At 61.9% G+C, this 16,934-nt stretch carries 14 protein-coding genes and 1 riboswitch; of the genes, 8 read left to right on the top strand and 6 right to left on the bottom strand.

Annotated elements, in window-relative coordinates:
- Window positions 1–1,232: acyl-CoA carboxylase subunit beta (locus QZ522_RS03175; protein ID WP_294607390.1), on the bottom strand; the 1,232-nt coding region annotated here is incomplete at its 3' end.
- Window positions 1,233–1,365: 133 nt separating this feature from the next.
- Here QZ522_RS03175 and QZ522_RS03180 point away from each other — a divergent pair.
- The 3 genes from QZ522_RS03180 to QZ522_RS03190 all read left to right on the top strand — a co-directional run bounded on the left by QZ522_RS03180 (window position 1,366) and on the right by QZ522_RS03190 (window position 4,027).
- Window positions 1,366–2,619 (top strand): multidrug effflux MFS transporter, encoded by a 1,254-nt coding sequence (locus QZ522_RS03180; protein ID WP_294607393.1) that lies wholly within the window; start codon window positions 1,366–1,368, stop codon window positions 2,617–2,619.
- A 358-nt stretch (window positions 2,620–2,977) separates the two neighbouring features.
- Complete coding sequence (locus tag QZ522_RS03185; RefSeq protein ID WP_294607396.1) at window positions 2,978–3,544, top strand: L,D-transpeptidase; 567 nt, start codon at window positions 2,978–2,980, stop codon at window positions 3,542–3,544.
- Between the two features lie 276 nt (window positions 3,545–3,820).
- Window positions 3,821–4,027: a cold-shock protein gene (locus tag QZ522_RS03190; RefSeq protein ID WP_294607398.1), complete on the top strand. Its 207-nt coding sequence runs from the start codon at window positions 3,821–3,823 to the stop codon at window positions 4,025–4,027.
- Window positions 4,028–4,072: 45 nt separating this feature from the next.
- Here the strand turns inward: QZ522_RS03190 and QZ522_RS03195 are convergent, their stop codons facing one another.
- Complete coding sequence (locus tag QZ522_RS03195) at window positions 4,073–4,696, bottom strand: arylesterase (RefSeq protein ID WP_294607400.1); 624 nt, start codon at window positions 4,694–4,696, stop codon at window positions 4,073–4,075.
- A gap of 52 nt (window positions 4,697–4,748) precedes the next feature.
- On the opposite strand from QZ522_RS03195, the gene QZ522_RS03200 reads away from it, so the two are divergent.
- From QZ522_RS03200 to QZ522_RS03215, 4 genes are all read left to right on the top strand, one after another.
- On the top strand, window positions 4,749–5,435 hold the full coding sequence (locus QZ522_RS03200) for an ATP-binding cassette domain-containing protein (RefSeq protein WP_294607403.1): 687 nt from the start codon (window positions 4,749–4,751) through the stop codon (window positions 5,433–5,435).
- Window positions 5,432–7,951 carry an FtsX-like permease family protein gene (locus QZ522_RS03205; RefSeq protein ID WP_294607405.1) on the top strand — a complete coding sequence of 840 codons (2,520 nt, stop codon included), beginning with the start codon at window positions 5,432–5,434 and terminating at the stop codon, window positions 7,949–7,951. The genes QZ522_RS03200 and QZ522_RS03205 overlap by 4 nt, the downstream gene beginning before the upstream one ends.
- Before the next feature lie 60 nt (window positions 7,952–8,011).
- Window positions 8,012–8,887, top strand: coding sequence for an inositol monophosphatase (locus QZ522_RS03210; RefSeq protein ID WP_294607409.1), 876 nt, complete (start codon window positions 8,012–8,014; stop codon window positions 8,885–8,887).
- A gap of 86 nt (window positions 8,888–8,973) precedes the next feature.
- Window positions 8,974–10,758: a helix-turn-helix transcriptional regulator gene (locus QZ522_RS03215; protein WP_294607411.1), complete on the top strand. Its 1,785-nt coding sequence runs from the start codon at window positions 8,974–8,976 to the stop codon at window positions 10,756–10,758.
- Window positions 10,759–11,037: 279 nt separating this feature from the next.
- Here the strand turns inward: QZ522_RS03215 and gcvP are convergent, their stop codons facing one another.
- The 4 genes from gcvP to QZ522_RS03235 form a co-directional block, all read right to left on the bottom strand.
- Entirely contained in the window at window positions 11,038–13,887 is a 2,850-nt protein-coding gene (gene gcvP / locus QZ522_RS03220) for an aminomethyl-transferring glycine dehydrogenase (RefSeq protein ID WP_294607413.1), read from the bottom strand.
- A 114-nt stretch (window positions 13,888–14,001) separates the two neighbouring features.
- Window positions 14,002–14,361 carry a glycine cleavage system protein GcvH gene (gcvH, locus tag QZ522_RS03225; RefSeq protein ID WP_294607414.1) on the bottom strand — a complete coding sequence of 120 codons (360 nt, stop codon included), beginning with the start codon at window positions 14,359–14,361 and terminating at the stop codon, window positions 14,002–14,004.
- 20 nt (window positions 14,362–14,381) lie between these two features.
- The gene (gene gcvT, locus QZ522_RS03230; RefSeq protein WP_294607417.1) at window positions 14,382–15,506 is read right to left on the bottom strand and encodes a glycine cleavage system aminomethyltransferase GcvT; all 1,125 of its coding nucleotides are present in this window, start codon (window positions 15,504–15,506) and stop codon (window positions 14,382–14,384) included.
- A 167-nt stretch (window positions 15,507–15,673) separates the two neighbouring features.
- A riboswitch (glycine riboswitch) is annotated at window positions 15,674–15,760 on the bottom strand.
- Between the two features lie 31 nt (window positions 15,761–15,791).
- Window positions 15,792–16,244, bottom strand: a complete 453-nt coding sequence (locus QZ522_RS03235; RefSeq protein ID WP_294607419.1) for an Rrf2 family transcriptional regulator — start codon at window positions 16,242–16,244, stop codon at window positions 15,792–15,794.
- 93 nt (window positions 16,245–16,337) lie between these two features.
- On the opposite strand from QZ522_RS03235, the gene QZ522_RS03240 reads away from it, so the two are divergent.
- Window positions 16,338–16,910 carry a gamma-glutamylcyclotransferase family protein gene (locus QZ522_RS03240; protein WP_294607482.1) on the top strand — a complete coding sequence of 191 codons (573 nt, stop codon included), beginning with the start codon at window positions 16,338–16,340 and terminating at the stop codon, window positions 16,908–16,910.
- Window positions 16,911–16,934: the final 24 nt, after the last annotated feature.

The following is a 16,934-nucleotide window of genomic DNA, read 5'->3' on the forward strand; positions in this document are numbered from 1 at the left end:
GAGGCCATCACGTCATAGGCGCCGCCATAGGCCTTGCGGGTGATCACCGTCACCTTGGGCACCGTCGCCTCGCCATAGGCAAAGAGCAGCTTCGCCCCATGCTTGATCACCCCGCCATATTCCTGTCCCGTGCCCGGCAGGAACCCCGGCACATCGACCAGCGTCAGGATCGGAATTTCGAAGGCATCGCAGAACCGCACAAAGCGCGCCGCCTTGCGGCTGCTGTCAATATCAAGACACCCCGCCAGAACCATCGGCTGATTGGCCACCACCCCTACGGTCTGCCCTTCGAGACGAATGAACCCGGTGATGATATTCTTGGCGAAATCGGCCTGGATCTCGTAAAAATCGGCCTCATCGGCGACTTTATGGATCAATTCCTTCATGTCATAAGGCGTATTGGCATTGTCGGGAATCAGCGTATCAAGGCTCTCCTCGACGCGGCCCGGTTGATCAAAGAACGGGCGCACCGGCGGCTTTTCGCGGTTGTTGAGCGGCAGGAAATCCACAAGGCGGCGCACTTCTGCCAGAGCCTCGACATCGTTTTCAAATGCACCGTCGGCGACGCTCGATTTGCGCGTATGGGTGCTGGCCCCGCCAAGCTCTTCGGCCGTCACCACCTCGTTGGTCACGGTCTTGACCACGTCAGGGCCGGTCACAAACATGTAAGAACTGTCGCGCACCATGAAGATGAAATCGGTCATCGCGGGCGAATAGACCGCGCCGCCCGCGCAGGGCCCCATGATCAGGCTGATCTGCGGAACGACACCGCTGGCCATGATATTGCGCTGGAACACTTCGGCATAGCCCGCGAGGCTTGCGACGCCTTCCTGAATGCGCGCACCACCGGAATCATTGATACCGATTACCGGCGCGCCATTCTGCATCGCCATATCCATGATCTTGCAGATCTTTTCCGCATGGGTTTCCGAAAGCGAACCGCCAAACACCGTAAAGTCCTGGCTGAACACATAGACCATTCGGCCATTGATCGTGCCCCAGCCGGTGACAACGCCGTCGCCATAGGGCCGGTCCTTGTCCATGCCGAAATCGGTGCAGCGATGCGCCTTGAACATGTCGAATTCTTCAAAGCTGCCGTCGTCCAGCAACAGCTCGATACGTTCGCGCGCTGTCAGTTTGCCCTTGGCATGCTGCGCGTCGATCCGGCGCTGTCCGCCGCCCTGACGGGCATCGGTGCGGCGGTCTTCCAGTTCCTGAAGGATGTCTTTCATGGCACTCCCCTTGCGATGTTGCCGGAAGCATAGGGATTTTCTGCGCAAGCACAAAGCGGAATCCCGCAAATTTGCAAAGATATGAAAACCTCAAACTGAATATCTGTAAATTTGCAAATCCGAAGCGGACAGCATGGACTTCCCCGCGCCCGCCTTTTACGCCATCCGCATGAGCCGGGAAAATAAGGTCCGGTTTCTGGACCGCACAACACCACCGCATATCGTCACCCTGATCCTGCTGGCAGGACTCTCTGCGCTGGCGATGAATATTTTCCTGCCAAGCCTGCCGGGAATGACCGCATGGTTTGACACCGAATACCGCCTGATCCAGCTTTCGGTCGCGCTTTATCTCGGCGTCAACGCGGGGCTGCAATTGCTGATGGGGCCGATTTCGGACCGCTGGGGCCGCCGTCCGGTGATCATCGGCGGGCTGAGCCTGTTCCTGATAGCCACGCTTGGCTGTATCTTCGCGCCGAATGTCTATGTTTTCCTCAGCTTTCGCATGATTCAGGCCAGCGTGGTCGTAGCCATGGTCCTGAGCCGCGCCATCGTTCGCGACATGGTCCCGCAGGATCGCGCCGCAAGCATGATCGGCTATGTCACCATGGGCATGGCCATCGTGCCGATGATCGGCCCGGCCTTCGGCGGAGTACTGGACGATCTGTTTGGCTGGCAGGCCAATTTCTGGGCACTTTTCGCGCTTGGCGCCCTGATCCTGTGGCTGTCCTGGTCCGATCTTGGCGAAACCGCCCCGCTCAGCGGGCGCAGCCTGACCCAGCAGTTTCGCGAATACCCCGAACTGCTCACCTCGCAGCGTTTTTGGGGCTATGCCTTGGCGTCGGGTTTTTCGTCGGGGGCCTTTTTTGCCTATCTCGGCGGTGCACCCTTTGTGGGCGCCAAGGTCTTTGGCCTCGCGCCCGCCGAACTTGGCCTTTTCTTCGGTGCTCCGGCGATCGGCTATTTTCTCGGCAATTTCGCATCGGGACGCTTTTCCACCCGGCTTGGCGTTAACCGGATGGTGTTATGGGGAACGCTGTTCAATGCAGGCGGGATCGCGGTGAACCTCTTGGTGTTCTATCTCGGGCATGGGACGCCGATCACCTTTTTCGGCCTGATGACCTTGATGGGTCTGGGCAATGGCATGGTCATCCCAAACGCCACCGCAGGCGCCCTTTCGGTACGCCCACAGCTGGCGGGAACCGCAAGCGGGCTGGCAGGGGCATTGATGATCGGGATCGGGGCGGCACTCTCAGCGCTGGCCGGGATGTTGCTGACGCCCGGAAGCGGGGCCTTCGCGCTTTTGTGGATCATGCTCAGCACCGCGCTTGCGGGGATCGTGACAATCCTGATGGTGATACGCCGCGAACGCAGGCTTGGCCTGATTTAACCGCCCGGCGCTCACATCCGCTCACGTTTTGCCGACCGGGTATGGCCCTGGGCGACATGCGGCCCCACCTCGTGTCGAGACCAACCAAAAGGAGGCCCGCATGACCCGCTTTCAACCCCAACCCGCTATAAAACTCCAAAAAACGCCGCCTGCGCCCGCCGCCCCGTGGCCACCACAGCCCATGGCCTTTACCTTTAGCGACTGGGCCGCCATCTGACCTGCCCGAGGGCGGCCAGGCCGATGCACTGATCGCGACCCCACCGCCACAGTCGCGCAAAAGTTGATGAAATCACCCGGTTTTGATGGTTACCGATCCCGCTGCTATTCTATAATTTCGCCAAAGTTTAGGAGAGTCCCAATGATTGAACGCCGCAAATTCCTTGCCACAGGCCTTGCCGTCGCTGCCTTTCCTGGGCTTTCGCCCGAAATGGCGACTGCCTTTGAACTTGAACCGCGTTTCCTTCCGCAAGAGGTGGCCTTTGATCCCAAGTACGAGCCCGGCCAGCTTATCATCCTGCCGCGCGCGCATTTCCTTTATCTGGTGACCGCGCCCGGCGTGGCGCGCCGTTACGGCGTGGGCGTGGGCAAGGCCGGTCTCGAGTTCACCGGCACCGCCACCATCGACGTCAAAAAGAAATGGCCCACCTGGCGCCCCACCAACGAGATGATCGAGCGCGACCCCGCCGCCTATGGGCGCTTCAAGGACAACGACTATGTTCAGCCCGGCGGCAAGGACAACCCGCTTGGATCGCGCGCGCTCTACCTGTTCCAGAACGGGCGCGATACCTATTACCGTATTCACGGCACGACGCAGCCAAGCTCGATCGGGCGGTCGGTCTCTAACGGCTGTATCCGGATGATCAACGAACACGTTCAGGATCTTTACGAGCGCGTCCCGACCGGCACCGTCGTCACTGTTCTCTGAACCCAAGCGCAGCGTTCCAACCGCCGGTTTCGTGCCCCGCGCCACCGGCGGTTTCGCCTACAACGCCGGAAATCCGGCAAAGGATACAGCGGCTGCCCGTCATGGCGCGCGCATTCTTGACCCTTGATTTTTAAAAAAACTGCACCCATATTTTTCGGTGCGACGTTACCACTATCGACCACCTGCTCCTATCAACGGCTCAGTCACTCGATCTTGCACGACTTTGCCGGGCTGCCGCATCAACGCGGGCAGCGACAACTGAAAGGAGACCACGCAATGGCTAGTGGCACTGTAAAATGGTTTAACGCAACCAAAGGTTTTGGCTTTATTGCGCCCGATGGTGGCGGCAAGGACGTCTTCGTCCATATCTCGGCTGTTGAGCGTGCAGGCCTCACCGGTCTGGCCGACGATCAGAAGGTGACCTTCGATGTCGAAGCAGGCCGCGATGGCCGTGAATCGGCGACCAATATCGCCCTCGCCTGACGCGGCGATCATGCTTTCGGAACTGGGCCCCCTGCGGGCCCTTTTTCATTTGGTGGCGGCGATAAGATCGACCACTCTGGGGCCAAGCGCCTCGACGATGCGTCCGACTCCTTCGGCATTGGGGTGGATTCCGTCAGGTTGGAAATAAGCCCGAAGCTCGGCCGGGGTGCCTTCGCCCAGACCGGCAAAGAAATTCGCCGCGTAAAGCGTGTCATAACTCTGGGCGAGATCGGGATAGATCGCGTCGAAATCAGCCTTGTACGCGGCGCCGTAATTGCCCGGCGCACTCATCCCGACAAGCAGAACCTCGATGTCCCGGGCCTTTGCGACCTGCAAGATCTTTTCCAGGTTCTCGCGGCTTACCGCGGGATCAATCCCGCGCAGCAAGTCATTGCCCCCCAGCGTGACGATCATCGCGCCAACCTCTTCGGTCAGGCTCCACTCGACGCGCGCCGCCCCACCCGCCGTGGTGTCGCCCGACACGCCGCCATTGACAAGACGCGCCTCAATGCCCTGATCCTCAAGCCATTTCTGCATCTGCGGCACAAAGCCCTGATCCTGAACAAGCCCATAGCCCTGTGTCAGACTGTCGCCAAGCGCCAGCACCGTGACCGGCCCGGCCCATGCAGGGCTGACAAGCACGATAAAGGCCGCTATTGCCTTGCTCATTGTCCGGCAGGCCCCATATGTCAGAAAATCCTTATTCATCAGGCGCAAACGCATGACCTCTCCGATTTTGTCTCTTTCCAACGCGACGCTGTCCCTTGAGGGAAATGCCGGTCTTGTGCAGATACTTCACGGGATTTCCCTGGATGTCCACCGTGGCGAAACCCTCGGGCTGATCGGGCCGTCGGGGTCCGGCAAGTCTTCGCTCCTGATGCTCATGGGCGGGCTGGAACGCGCCACCTCGGGCAAGGTCATGGCCCTTGATCATGATCTGTCCGCAATGAACGAGGATCAGCTTGCGCGCCTGCGGCGGGACAATTTCGGAATCGTCTTTCAATCCTTTCACCTGATCCCGACGATGACTGCGGTCGAAAACGTCGCTACCCCGCTTGAACTTGCCAATCAGCCCGACGCCCAAAGCCGCGCTGTGCAAGAGCTTGAGGCGGTCGGGCTTGGGGCGCGCGCCGGGCATTATCCCTCACAACTTTCGGGCGGCGAGCAACAGCGTGTTGCCCTGGCCCGTGCTGCCGCGCCGCGCCCGGCGATCATCCTGGCCGATGAACCCACCGGAAACCTCGACAGCAGCACCGGCGCCTTGATCATCGACCTGCTGTTCGATCTGCGCGACCGCCATGATGCCACGCTGGTTCTGGTCACTCATGACCCGGAGCTCGCGGCACGCTGTGACCGGGTGATCAACCTGCGCGATGGCCGCATAGAGGCCGCCGGGGCCGCCGCATGAGCCTTGGCATTGCGGCAAAACTGGCCCGGCGCGAGCTGCGTGGCGGCTTGCGGGGGTTTCGTATCTTTCTGGCCTGCGTAATCCTTGGCGTGGCTGCGATTGCCGCCGTCGGCACGATCCGCGAAAGCATCAAGGCCGGGCTTGTGTCGCAGGGGGCCGCCCTTTTGGGCGGCGACGCCGAGCTTGAGCTGACCTATCGCTTTGCGACCCAAGCCGAGCGCGACTGGATTGACGAATTTGCCATCCGCACCTCGGAAGTTGCCGATTTTCGCTCGCTCGCGGTGATCCCCGAGGGCGCGCGCGAGCTGACCCAGGTCAAGGCGGTCGACGGCGCCTATCCGCTTGTCGGCGCCGTCGAATTGCTACCCGAGATGCCGCTTGCAGAGGCGCTTACCGGCGCCGAGGGCCTGCCCGGCGCGGTGATGCATGCGCTGTTGATCCAGCGGCTTGGCCTTGAGATCGGCGACACATTTCGCCTTGGCACGCAAGAGTTTCGCCTGATGGCGGAACTTGTGCGCGAACCGGATCAGTCGCGCGCCGGCTTTGGCCTTGGGCCGCGCACCATCGTGACGACCACGGCGCTTGAAAACTCGGGCCTTCTGACACCGGGATCGCTGTTCAAGACCAAATACCGGCTTGATCTACCCGACGGCACAGACCTTTCCGCAGCAGAAGACGCCGCCAGTACCGGGCTTGCAGGTGGCGGCTTTCGCTGGCTTGACGCACGCAACGGGACGCCTCTCGTCGCCCAGTTTGTCGAGCGCCTTGGCGCGTTTCTCGTCTTGGTCGGACTGTCGGGGCTCGCCGTGGGAGGGGTCGGCATTTCATCTGCCCTGCGCTCCTACCTTGCGGGCAAGACGCGGGTGATTGCCACCCTGCGCACCCTCGGCGCGGATCAGCGCACGATCTTTCTGACCTATTTCATTCAGGTCGGTGTCCTGGCGCTCGTCGGGATCGTCGCGGGGATTGCGCTTGGGGTCGGCCTTCCGATTGCCCTGGCGCCGCTTTTTGCCGACCGCCTGCCGGTCCCGGCGGTCTTTGCGCCCTATCCCGGCCCGATGGCCGAGGCCGCGCTTTACAGCATCCTCAGCGTGTTGATCTTTACCCTCTGGCCGCTGGCGCGGGCGCGCGATGTGCGCGCTGCTGCCCTGTTTCGCGAGGCAGTAACCGGGACAAGCCGCTGGCCAGGCTGGCCCTATCTGCTGGCGACGGCCCTTCTTATCGCGGCGCTTCTGGGCTCGGCCATCCTGTTTTCCGGAAACCTGCGCCTGACGCTTTGGACGGCGGGTGGGATCGGCGGGGCGCTGACCGTATTGGCAGGTGCCGCATGGCTGGTACAGCGCGCCGCGCGCTCCATGCGCCCACGCCTGCGACGCCGCCCCGCGTTAAGCTGGGCCCTGGCTGCGATTGGCGGGCCGGGCACCACCACCGGGCCGGTGATGCTTTCGCTTGGCCTTGGCCTTAGCGTACTGGCCGCAGTGGGGCAGATCGACGGTAACCTGCGCCGTGCCATTGCCTCTGACCTGCCCGAGCGCGCGCCCTCCTACTTCTTCGTGGATATGCAAAAGGATCAGATGCCCGGCTTTCTTGACCGGCTGGAAAACGATCCCGGCGTTAGCCGGATCGACAGCGCGCCGATGCTGCGCGGCATCATCAGCCACATCAACGACCGCCCCGCCACCGAAGTGGCCCCCGGCCATTGGGTTGTCGAAGGCGACCGCGCCGTAAGCTACGCCGATGCCCTGCCCGCGCGCACCAGGCTGACCGCCGGGACATGGTGGGGTGAGGATTACACCGGCACGCCACAGCTTAGCTTTGCCGCAGAAGAGGCGATGGAAATCGGCCTTGAACTGGGGGATAAGATCACCCTCAATATCCTCGGGCGCGACATCACCGCGCCGATCACCTCGTTCCGCGAGGTTGATTTTTCGACCGCTGGCATGGGATTCGTGATGCTGATGAACCCGTCGGCGCTCGCCGGTGCGCCGCATAGCTTCATTGCCACCGTCTATGCCGAGGCAGAGGCCGAGGCGGCGATCCTGAACGATATCAACGACAGGTTTCCCAATGTCACCGCGATCCGGGTGCGCGATGCGATCGCGCAGGTGTCGGAACTATTGGCAGGGCTGGCCTCGGCCACGGCATGGGGCGCGTCGGTGACGCTTCTGACCGGGTTCCTGGTGCTGATAGGGGCCGCCGCCGCCGATCAGCGCGCCCGCACCTATGAAGCCGCGATTCTCAAGACGCTTGGCGCCACGCGTGCCCGTATTCTGACCAGCCTTGTGTTGCGCGCCGCCATTCTTGGTGCCGCTGCGGGCATGGTCGCACTTGGCGCCGGGCTTGCCGGGGGCTGGGCCGTAAGCCATTATGTGATGGAAACCGGCTTTGCGGTGATCTGGCCCTCGGCGATCCTGATCATCCTCGGCGGGGCGCTTGTCACGCTTCTGGCGGGCCTCGGTTTTGCGCTTGGGCCATTGACCGCGCGTCCGGCGCGCACTCTGCGCGCGCGCGAGTAAGCCGCATTGAACACCCGCCCGCAGGGTGGCAGGTATCGGGCCAGCCTGACAGGAGACCTCATGACAGATTCGCTGCCCATCCCGCTTAGTTCGCCGATGACCCCGGCCCAGCAGACCGCACTGGTCAACATGGTGCGCCGCGCCGCACGGGCCGAGATCATGCCCCGGTTCCGCAATCTGGCTCAAGGTGAGATCGCCACCAAATCGGGGCCGCATGACCTTGTGACCGAGGCCGACCGTCAGGCCGAGGCCATGCTGGCGCGCGGCTTACAACGGATGTTTCCGCACGCCCTGATTGTCGGCGAAGAGGCGGTCGCCGCCAGGCCCGAACTGCGCGACGAGGTGGCCAAGGCAGAGCTTGCGATCATCATCGACCCGGTTGATGGCACCTGGAATTTTGCCCATGCCCTGCCGCTTTTCGGGGTGATCATCGCCGTGACACGCTTTGGTCGCCCGGTGCTTGGGCTGCTTTACGACCCGGTCGGGGATGACTGGATCATCGCGGATGAGACCACCCCAAGCCGCCTTGGCGCCGCCCTTGGCACCGAACGCCCGGTGCAGGTGTCCCCCGGCGGCGCGCTTGATACGCTTCAGGGCTATATGCATTTCTCGCTGATGACGCAGGCCCAGAAAGAGCTTGTGGCGCCTCTCATTCCGGGATTGACACGGGTCACGGCGCTGCGCTGTTCTTGCCATGAATACCGGCTTTTGGCGCAGGGATCGGTCGATTTCGTCATGTCTGGCATGCTTAACCCCTGGGATCACGCCGCCGGGGTGATCATCTGTCAAAAGGCGGGCGGGGTCGCCATGATGCTGGACGGGCGCGACTATAACGCTGAAATCACCGAGGGCTTCCTGCTTTGTGCGTCCAATCAGGCCACATGGGAGCACCTGCGCGATCACTTTTCCGGGCTTTTGGGGGACACGCAAAAATAATATCTTCTCAATACCGTCATAATGTCGACATCACTGCATGACATGCGATAGATCCACCTCAGATTGATCTCACACGGGTTTCGCGCATGGGTTCCAACCGGCAACAGGCGGATGATGACGATTTTCCCACCCTGTCCGACAAGGACAGGGCAGAGGCAATCGGGTGCCTTTACGACGTTGCACTTGATCCGATGCGCTTTGAGACGCTGCTGGATCATTGGGAAAGCGCGATAAGCCCGCTGCGTGCCAAGGCGGATTTCGCGGCGCCGCGCCTGCTTGACGATCCGCAACTCGCCAGCCATTTCCACCGTGCCGGTGAGTTTCTCGATCGTATCGCGCTGACCGATCGGCCCGACGAAATCGAAACCATCCTTGCTCCGTTTGACCGGGTGGCCGCGCTTGTGTTCGACCGTGACCATTACATTCGTGCCGCGAATGAGGCGGCGCGCGTCAAGCTCGGCCTTCCTGATCGCGCGCGGCTTGCCGATCTGCCGATCAATGCCGACGATATCGCGACCGTGGCCGCAACCCTGCGCCTGCTGATCTGTGGTGGTCAAAGGGATGCGGCTGTGTTGCGCGTGCGCTCGCGCGTTGGGGGGCACCTGATCGTGCTGCGCCTGCAACGGCATCTGACCGCCGATGGCACGCCGCTTGTTCTTGCCGCGTCGAATGAGGCCGCCTGGCCCGAAGGGTTCTGCGACATCCTGCGCCACGCCTTTGATCTGACCGGTGCCGAGGCCGCAATCGTGCGCCACCTTGTCGATTGTCGCACAGTCGCCGAAATCGCCGAACAGCGCGGGCGCTCGGTTGACACGATCCGCGCGCAGATCAAATCCATCCTCTCCAAGACGGAAACCCATTCCCAGCTAGAGCTGGTGCGCCTGGCACTTTCGGTCATGGACATGACCAACCTGACCCTGAAATCCGCGCCCGGTCCACGCGTGGTCAGCGGCGGCAGCGGCATGCTCAAAGAACTGGATTTTCAATCTCTGGTCACCCCGGACGGGCGGCGGCTTGATTATCTGGTGCTTGGCGATCCGGGCGGAACGCCGGTGCTTTACCTGCCGCTGGACTTCGGACTTGTCCGTTGGCCCGCTTCGGCCGAGGCAGAAGCCGCCAGGCGCGGGTGGCGCATTATCGTGCCAATACGCGCCGGGTATGGAATGTCGGACATGGTGGCGCGCAAAACCGATTATGACGCCGCCCTGATTGCCGATACAATGCAGGTATTGCAGGCCGAAAACGTAATCCGCTGCCCGGTCATTTGCCAAAGCGGCGACTTTTATTACGCGGTGCGGCTGGCCAGCCAGCACCCCGGAGTGATCAGCGCCATCATCGCCTGTTCCGGCATGCTGCCGCTGACCCGGCGCGAACAATTCGAGCGCATGGACAAATGGCACCGCTTCATTCTGGCGGGCGCAAAATATACGCCGCATCTGCTGCCTTTCATGGTCAAGGCGGGCTTCCTTCTGGCCCGCAAGATCGGCAAGCGCGGTTTCTTCCACTCGGTTTTCGGAAATTCGCCCGGCGATATCGCCACCTTTGAAGAGGCCGAAGTGTTCGAGGCCGTCGTTACTGGATCCGACACCGCCCTGTCCGACACCCATTGCGCCGATGAGCCGTTTTCGCGGCAACTCACCTCGGGCCAGCTTGACGACTGGAGCGACGAGGTCAACGCGCTGCGCGGCCAGTTTCCGGTGATCTTCATGAGCGGCACCCAGGACCCGCAGGTGCCCCCTGCCACCCTGCAAGAGTTCCGCCGCGATTACGACTGGATCGAATATCACCTGTTTGAAGATGCAGGCCAGCTCGCGTTTTTCCGGCACTGGCGCGTTGTTCTGGACCGCCTTGCCCCTCTGATTGCCGAATAATCACCATTTTACCCTATATGGGGTATGACAGAATCATCTTATTCACCTTAAAGTGATCTCATGTGAGTGGGTTGGAATGACGTGATGGCGCAGCCGACACCGCTAAAATTGGCCGATTATTTGGTCGACATTCCGTTTCAGACATTCTTTTTCAGTACGAGTTGGGGCGGTCCGCAAGGACCGCCTTTTTCGTTTCCCCACAAGATTTGACCTCGCCAAACGAAATGGCCGCAGGGGGCACCCTGCGGCCATCGTCAACGCAGCATCACGCCCGTCGGATCACTCTGCCGCCTCGGCATAGTCTTCCAGCGGCGGACAGGTACAGATCAGGTGCCGGTCGCCATACACATTGTCGACCCGGTTGACCGGCGGCCAGTATTTATCGACCCGGAACGCCCCCGGCGGGAAACAGCCCTGTTCGCGGCTATAGGGACGATCCCAGTCGCGCACGAGATCCTCCATCGTATGCGGCGCGTTCTTGAGCGGGTTGTTTTCCGCATCCATCCGGCCTTCTTCGATGTCGCGGATCTCCTGCCGGATCGCCAGCATCGCATCGCAAAAGCGGTCCAGCTCGGCCTTGGTCTCACTCTCGGTGGGTTCCACCATCAGCGTGCCGGGCACCGGAAAGCTCATCGTTGGCGCGTGAAAGCCGCAATCCATCAGCCGCTTGGCGATATCGTCCACGGTCACGCCCGCGCTCTTCTCGAAGGGGCGCGTATCGAGGATGCATTCATGCGCCACCCGGCCTGTCGGCCCCTTGTAGAGCACGTCATAGGCCCCCTCGAGCCGCTTGGCGATATAGTTGGCATTCAGGATCGCAACCCGCGTCGCCTGGGTAAGCCCCGCACCGCCCATCATCAGGCAATAAGCCCAGGAAATCGGCAGAAGCGACGGCGAGCCATAGGGCGCGGCGCTGACCGGTCCTTCGGTCCCGCCGGTTGCCGGATGGCCCGGAAGATGTGGCACCAGATGCGACTTGACGCCAATCGGCCCCATGCCGGGCCCACCCCCGCCATGCGGGATGCAGAAGGTCTTGTGCAGGTTGAGGTGGCTCACATCCCCGCCGAGATCGCCGGGGCGGCTCAGACCGACCATGGCGTTCATATTGGCACCGTCGATATAGACCTGACCGCCGTGGCCATGGGTGATCTTGCAGACCTCCTTGACGGTCTCCTCGAATACACCATGGGTGCTTGGATAGGTGATCATGCAGCCCGCAAGGTTGTCCGAGTATTTCTCGGCCTTGGCGCGGAAATCATCGACATCAATATCACCGTTGGCGGCGGATTTGACCACCACAACATCCCAGCCGACCATATGCGCACTGGCCGGGTTGGTGCCATGCGCACTGACCGGAATAAGACAGACGCGACGATGCCCCTGCCCCTGTGCACGGTGATAGGCCGCAATGCTCAACAGGCCGGCATATTCGCCCTGCGCCCCGGAATTGGGCTGCATCGAGATCGCGGCATAGCCGGTGATATCGCAAAGCTTGGCGCTCAGGTCGTCGATCATCTCCTTATAGCCAAGCGCCTGATCTTGCGGCACAAACGGGTGCAGCAAAGCAAATTCCCGCCAGCTTACCGGCATCATCTCGGCAGCCGAGTTCAACTTCATCGTGCAGCTGCCAAGCGGGATCATCGCGCGATCAAGCGCAAGGTCGCGATCCGCAAGGCGGCGCATATAGCGCATCATCTCGGTCTCGGCCCGGTTCATGTGGAAAATCGGGTGGGTCAGGTATTCCGTCGCGCGGTGCAGCGCCTCGGGCACGCGGTAATCGGGTGTGAAATCGGTGTCATCCATGATGATCCCGAAGGCGCGCCAGACCGCCTCGATGGTGGCGGGGCGGGTGCGCTCGTCGAGGGTGATGCCGATCTTGGTGTCGCCCACACGACGCAGGTTCACGCCTTCGCGCACCGCCGATTGCAAAACGCCGCGCTGCAACAGGCCGACATCGACCGTGATCGTATCAAAGAACGCCTCGGGCTCGACATGAAAACCGGCCGCTTCAAGCCCCTTGGCCAGGCGCACGGTCTTGCGGTGAATACGCTCTGCGATCGCCCGTAGGCCCTCGGGGCCGTGGAACACTGCGTACATCGACGCCATGACCGCCAAAAGCGCCTGCGCGGTGCAGACGTTGCTGGTGGCCTTTTCGCGGCGGATATGCTGCTCGCGGGTCTGCAACGAAAGCCGATAGGCACGGTTGCCATGGCTGTCGACAGACACCCCGACAATCCGCCCCGGAATCGCGCGCTTGTATGCATCCTTCGTCGCCATATAGGCGGCGTGCGGCCCGCCATAGCCAACCGGCACGCCAAAGCGCTGCGTGCTGCCCACGGCAATATCCGCGCCCATCGCGCCCGGCTCTTTCAACAGGGTAAGCGCGAGCGGGTCGGCGATCACGATGCCAATGGCCTTTTGCGCGTGCAGCGCCTCGATCTCGGCGGTGAAATCGCGCAGGGTCCCATGGGTGCCGGGATACTGGAAAATCGCGCCAAACACCTTGTCGGCCTCAAGATCCTCAGGGGCACCGACGATCACCTCGATGTCAAGCGGCGCGGCGCGGGTCTTCATCACCGCTATATTCTGCGGATGACAGTTTTCATCCACGAAAAACGCGCGCGCCTTGGATTTGGCCACGCGCTGCGCCATGGTCATCGCCTCGGCCGCCGCCGTCGCCTCGTCGAGAAGCGAGGCATTGGCGATCTCAAGACCGGTCAGGTCGCTGACCATGGTCTGAAAATTCAACAGGGCCTCAAGCCGTCCCTGGCTGATTTCCGGCTGATAGGGCGTATAGGCCGTGTACCAGGCCGGATTCTCGAAGATATTGCGCTGGATCGCGGGCGGCGTGACCGTCCCGTGATAGCCCTGCCCGATCAGCGAGGTCAGAACCTTGTTCTTCGAGGCGGTCTGCCACATATGATGCAACAATTCGCTCTCGGATTTGGGCTTGCCGAAATCAAGCGGCTCTTCCTGCCGGATCAACTTGGGCACGGTTTCATCAATCAGCGCCTCAAGGCTGGGCACGTCAAGACGCTCCAGCATCTCGTCCATTTCCCTGGGCGACGGGCCGATATGGCGCCGATTGGCAAAATCATACGGCAAATAGTCTGTTGGCTTGAAAGGCATCCCGGGTCTCCCTCTGACAGGCACGGGCTGCCGGACCGTCATGGCCCGGCGTCCCGGCTTTCATCTTTCCAAAAATACTCCCGCGCGGCGCGCGTCCCGCCGCACGATCAGGCGCTAGCTGATGTAATCCTGATAGGCGGTTTCATCCATGTATTCGTCCAGCTGCCCCAGGTCGCTCGGCTTGATCTTGAAGAACCAGCCATCGCCGGTCGGGTCATCGTTGACCTTGCCCGGCGTGTCGGCCAGCACTTCGTTGATCTCGACGATCTCGCCATCAATCGGGGCCAGGATATCGCTTGCGGCCTTGACGCTTTCGATCACGACGACCTCGTCGTCCTTGGTCACCTGGGTGCCGACTTCGGGCATTTCGACAAACACCACATCGCCAAGCTGTTCGCTGGCGTGTTCGGTGATTCCGACCACCACAAGATCGTCTTCAACCCGCAGCCATTCGTGTTCTTCGGTAAATTTCATGTTGTTCTCCCTGATGATGTTCAGCGTTTGAAATTGGCAGGCGTAAAGGGCAGCTTGGCAACCCTGACCGGCATGCGCTTGCCGCGCACTTCTCCGTAAATGACCGTGCCCTCGGTTGCCAAGGGTTTGGGCAGATATCCCATCGACATCGGCGCCTGGATCGTCGGACCAAAGGCGCCCGAAGTGACCTGACCGACCGGCGCGCCACCCTCGGCGGCCTCGAACAAAGGCGTGCCCTCGCGCATCGGCGCGCGGCCCTCGGGGCGCAATCCGACGCGGGCGCGTGCGGCGCCGTTCGCAATCTCGTCAAGGATGCGATCCGCGCCGGGAAAGCCACCCTCGCGCGCGCCACCCGCGCGGCGTGCCTTCTGGATCGCCCAGATCAGGCTCGCCTCGACCGGGGAGGTGGACTCGTCGATATCATGTCCATAAAGGCAAAGCCCCGCCTCCAGGCGCAGGCTGTCGCGCGCGCCAAGGCCGATCGGCTCGACCGCGTCCTGCGCCAATAGCGCGCGTGCGAGGGCCTCGGCCTGATCCTCGGTGACCGAAACCTCATAACCGTCCTCGCCGGTATAGCCCGAGCGTGAAATCCACAGCTCACCAAACTCCGAGGCGAAAATGCCCACATCCATGAACTGCATCGCCGCGACGCCGGGCACCATCGCCTCAAGCACCGCCTCGGCGGCGGGGCCTTGCAGCGCCAAAAGCGCGCGATCGGTGATTTCCTCGACCTCGCAGCCGGGCAAACCGGCACGCATATGGGCGATATCGCCGGTCTTACAGGCAGCATTGACCACGACAAACATGTGATCGCCGCGATTAGCCAGCATCAGGTCATCCAGAATGCCACCCTGCTCATTGGTGAAAAACCCATAGCGCTGACGCATCTCGCCAAGCCCGACAAGGTCAACCGGCACAAGTGCCTCCATGGCTTTGGCCGCCTCGGCGTACCCATCCGGCGCACGCACGATCACCTGGCCCATGTGGCTGACGTCGAAAAGCCCGGCACTGGCGCGGCAATGCAAATGTTCCTTCATCACGCCAGCCGGATATTGCACCGGCATGTCGTAACCGGCGAAAGGCACCATCTTGGCGCCCAGTTCCCTGTGCATTGCATTGAGCGGCGTTGTCAGCAGATCGGCCATCTGCATCCTCCCTTAACCTTTGGGCGCGGATAATCAGATGATCACACCGGCACCGTTACGACGCATGGCCCGAAAGCCGCGTCACGATGCCCCCTCTGTCCTTTTGCCTGAGATCGCTATCCCTTCGGCGCCCCGGTCTGAAATCCGGGATCTCTTCAGAGTGTCTTGATGTCGGACAGGTCCTGTCGCCTGAGAGTTTCCGGGGCGGTTGCTCCTTCGGCACTGGCCCAAGCCAGTTCTCCCTATCCGATCTTGCGTGTACGCTAGTATACTGTCGCGACCGCTTCAAGCCTGATTCAGGCAGGGCGGTGCTGAAAATAATGTGAACAGCGCCTCGTTATTACAGACCAGCGCCTCAAGCGTGATTTCGTCAAGGTGGGCATAGAATGCCTCGACCGCATCGGCCAGTGCCAGACGAAGCCGACAGGCATCGACCAGGGGACAGGTGTTGTCGACATCGGCAAAACATTCCGCCACCGGCGTGTTGACCTCGATCGCGCGAAACACCTCGCCGACGGTGATCCGGTTCATCGCACGGCCAAGCATGACCCCGCCATGGCGCCCGCGCTGTGTGTTCAAAAACCCGAGCTGTGCCAGTTTGTTGATCACCTGCGCCAGATGGCTTTCCGAGGTATTGCAGCGTTCTGCAATCTCGGACTTGGTGACCATACGGTCCTGATTGGCACCACAGAACATAAGCAGCCTGATGGCGATATTTGCACGTTTGGTAATCCGCATGGCGCAACCGCCCCCTTGCTTGAATATCGTCAACTTTGCCTGCAAAACAGTACCCGACCATGATTCAGATCAAAGGACGGCGTCATAACCTCAATTTTCGATGCATATTTCTTCGGCTACGGCAGCCTCGTGAACCGCGGCACGCATGTCTTCGACGCAGCCCATCCCGCGCAGCTTCGCGGGTGGCGGCGGGTCTGGCGGCACACGGAATTGCGCCCGGTTGCCTTTCTGACGGTCGTGCCCGACCCCGCCAGCACCATCGACGGGCTGATCGCGGAAGTGCCCGGTGCCGATTGGGCCGCGCTTGATCTGCGCGAGGCGGCCTATGCCCGCGTGCCCGCCCGGCATCAGGTGAGCCACCCCTTGCCGCATCGCCCCGACATTGCCGTCTACAGCATCCCCGAGGGCGCACATGGCAGCCCGAGCGTCGCCCATCCGATCCTGCTGAGTTATCTTGATGTGGTGGTACAGGGCTATGCGCGCGAATTCGGCCCGGAGGGTGTCGCGCGGTTTTTCGACACCACCCATGGCTGGGACGCCCCGATCCTTGATGACCGCGCCGCCCCGCGATATCCGCGCCACCAGACCCTGAGCGCCGAAGAACGCGCGCTGAGCGATGCGCACCTTGACCGCCTCAACGCCCGCCTGATCCGCGACAGCGCCTAGGCAGCCGACATATGGACACGGAGG

This window comes from uncultured Roseovarius sp. (assembly GCF_913054395.1).
Classification (GTDB): Bacteria; Pseudomonadota; Alphaproteobacteria; order Rhodobacterales; family Rhodobacteraceae; genus Roseovarius.

What these genes read in the sequence shown, in the direction of transcription:
- QZ522_RS03180 (WP_294607393.1), top strand. Translation starts at nt 1,366, where the DNA reads ATGGACTTCCCCGCGCCCGCCTTTTACGCCATCCGCATGAGCCGGGAA.
- QZ522_RS03185 (WP_294607396.1), top strand. Translation starts at nt 2,978, where the DNA reads ATGATTGAACGCCGCAAATTCCTTGCCACAGGCCTTGCCGTCGCTGCC.
- QZ522_RS03190 (WP_294607398.1), top strand. Translation starts at nt 3,821, where the DNA reads ATGGCTAGTGGCACTGTAAAATGGTTTAACGCAACCAAAGGTTTTGGC.
- QZ522_RS03195 (WP_294607400.1), bottom strand. Translation starts at nt 4,696, where the DNA reads ATGAGCAAGGCAATAGCGGCCTTTATCGTGCTTGTCAGCCCTGCATGG.
- QZ522_RS03200 (WP_294607403.1), top strand. Translation starts at nt 4,749, where the DNA reads ATGACCTCTCCGATTTTGTCTCTTTCCAACGCGACGCTGTCCCTTGAG.
- QZ522_RS03205 (WP_294607405.1), top strand. Translation starts at nt 5,432, where the DNA reads ATGAGCCTTGGCATTGCGGCAAAACTGGCCCGGCGCGAGCTGCGTGGC.
- QZ522_RS03210 (WP_294607409.1), top strand. Translation starts at nt 8,012, where the DNA reads ATGACAGATTCGCTGCCCATCCCGCTTAGTTCGCCGATGACCCCGGCC.
- QZ522_RS03215 (WP_294607411.1), top strand. Translation starts at nt 8,974, where the DNA reads ATGGGTTCCAACCGGCAACAGGCGGATGATGACGATTTTCCCACCCTG.
- gcvP (WP_294607413.1), bottom strand. Translation starts at nt 13,887, where the DNA reads ATGCCTTTCAAGCCAACAGACTATTTGCCGTATGATTTTGCCAATCGG.
- gcvH (WP_294607414.1), bottom strand. Translation starts at nt 14,361, where the DNA reads ATGAAATTTACCGAAGAACACGAATGGCTGCGGGTTGAAGACGATCTT.
- gcvT (WP_294607417.1), bottom strand. Translation starts at nt 15,506, where the DNA reads ATGGCCGATCTGCTGACAACGCCGCTCAATGCAATGCACAGGGAACTG.
- QZ522_RS03235 (WP_294607419.1), bottom strand. Translation starts at nt 16,244, where the DNA reads ATGCGGATTACCAAACGTGCAAATATCGCCATCAGGCTGCTTATGTTC.